This window comes from Frankia sp. Mgl5, assembly GCF_023242985.1.
In the GTDB taxonomy this organism is placed as follows: Bacteria; Actinomycetota; Actinomycetes; order Frankiales; family Frankiaceae; genus Parafrankia; species Parafrankia soli.
On the sequence record NZ_JALKFY010000290.1, the window covers coordinates 1 to 244 of the forward strand.

1 pseudogene is annotated in these 244 nt (G+C 58.6%); it reads right to left on the reverse strand.

Annotated elements, in window-relative coordinates:
- Positions 1 to 134 precede the first annotated feature (134 nt).
- Positions 135 to 244, reverse strand: a pseudogene (locus MXD62_RS40395) (gluconate 2-dehydrogenase subunit 3 family protein); the annotation flags it as partial.

The window sequence follows — 244 nt, forward strand, 5'->3', positions numbered from 1 at the left end:
GCTCATACGCCAATACGCCTCCGGCAGCCCCTGCTCCGACGATGCAGACATCCGCTCCGTCGGCGAATTTGCGCTTGTCCAGCTGCTTTGAACGATACCCGGCATAGTGGTCACAGTTATGGGTGACGCGGTCTCTACTTTCCATCCTGCTTCGCCTCCCATGGATCGACCAATCCCTTTTCGACACGGACATAGCCGCGCGGGTAAGCCGGACCTCCGTAGCCAATATCGGACCAGACTAACG